Here is a 1567-nt window from a genome sequence, read left to right as displayed (position 1 = left end):
GAATACCCGCAATTTCCCGAAGAAACGCTGCTTGACGAGGCTTTCATCGAATCTTTGTCACCGGAAGATCAAGAAGCAGCGGACCAGATAAACCGTCGCACCGAGTTTCAGGTCACATCGATCGATTATGAGTATTACTGAAATTAATTTAAAATGAACGAGATATACAATTTCCTAAAAGAACTAAAGAAAAACAATAACCGCGAATGGTTTAACGCAAACAAGGAGAGATACCTTAAGGTAAAAGCTACAGTAGATGCTTTCACGCAACAGCTTATAAACGCCACTGCAACAATAAACCCGGAAGCCGCAAGGCTGACACCGTCTGACTGCACCTACAGAATATACCGAGACACGCGTTTCTCTCCCGACAAAACACCATACAAGACACATATCGGAATATTCATCTGTCCCGGCGGCAACAAAAAAAGCGACCGTTGCGGATATTACATCCATCTTGAACCGGGCAATTCTTTCGTAGGGGGTGGATGCTGGTGCCCTCCGGCGCCGTTGCTCAAGGAAATCAGACAGTCGATCTACGACAACATTGACGAATACCTTGAAATAATAAACGCTCCCGTATTCAGGGAGCGCTATAAAGAAGTCGGGAGCAATCTTCTAAAGACTGCTCCCAAAGGATTCCCCAAAGATTGGGAATATATCGATCTTCTGAAACCGCGCGACTACACGGTGATGGCTCCTGTGCCGGATTCTTTCATGAAATCACGCGATGCTGTGGAGAATATTCTCTCGTACATGAAAACACAGAAGCCATTCAATGATTTCATCAACTATCTTTTCGATTGCTGATCCAGCTGAAACAGTCACGGCATTTCTGCGAAACAACCTCCCAGTCAGCCGCCGCAATCACTTCTTTAGGGAAGAGTTTCGATCCCATACCGACACAGAAAGCACCTGCTCCAAACCAGGATTTCAGATTTTCCTCCGTGGGTTCGACACCACCTGTGACCATAATTCTTGACCATGGCATTGGCGCCATGAGCCCTTTCACGAGTTTGGTTCCGAGAACATCTCCGGGGAAAAGCTTGCAGACCTCGCAGCCCGCTTCCTGAGCCCAACCCACTTCCGACACGCTGCCGCATCCCGGGATATACGGGATGCCGCGACGGTTACATATCTTTGCCACCTCCGCATTGAACAGCGGACCGACAACGAAGCACGCGCCCAACTGCATATAAAGCGCAGCTGCAGCAGGCTCTACGACAGAGCCTACCCCCACAGCCATTTCCGGGCATTCAACAGCGGCGAATTTCACCACCTCCTCAAAAACCTCGTGAGCGAAATCGCCTCTGTTGGTAAATTCGAACAGACGGACTCCACCTTCATAACACGCTTTGACAACAGCCTTTGCAGTTTCGGCATTTTTGTGATAGAACACCGGCACCATGGGAGCTGCCGCCATCTTGTTCATCACTTCAAGTTTATCAAATCTTGCCACTTATATAATATAATCAGTTAATAATTCAACTTTAAGTAAGTATTGAAAATTAGTTTATAATAAGTAAATGCTGTGCTTATTTAAATTTTGAATCTTTTGGATGCTTTC

General features: G+C 46.6%; 2 protein-coding genes. One reads left to right on the top strand and one right to left on the bottom strand.

The genetic code is table 11. The features are described from left to right. The first annotated feature begins 153 nt into the window (after window positions 1–153). Window positions 154–810, top strand: a complete 657-nt coding sequence (locus tag JX312_RS13435) for a DUF2461 domain-containing protein (protein ID WP_124029876.1) — start codon at window positions 154–156, stop codon at window positions 808–810. Here JX312_RS13435 and JX312_RS13430 read toward each other — a convergent pair. Beyond that, entirely contained in the window at window positions 788–1459 is a 672-nt protein-coding gene (locus JX312_RS13430; RefSeq protein WP_172470876.1) for a bifunctional 4-hydroxy-2-oxoglutarate aldolase/2-dehydro-3-deoxy-phosphogluconate aldolase, read from the bottom strand. The genes JX312_RS13435 and JX312_RS13430 overlap by 23 nt on opposite strands. Window positions 1460–1567: the final 108 nt, after the last annotated feature.

It is taken from the genome of Barnesiella sp. CU968 (assembly GCF_905219685.1).
GTDB lineage: Bacteria > Bacteroidota > Bacteroidia > Bacteroidales > Muribaculaceae > Lepagella > Lepagella muris_A.
The sequence above is the reverse complement of the archived record's forward strand: the minus strand, read 5'-3'. Positions and strand labels throughout refer to the sequence as shown.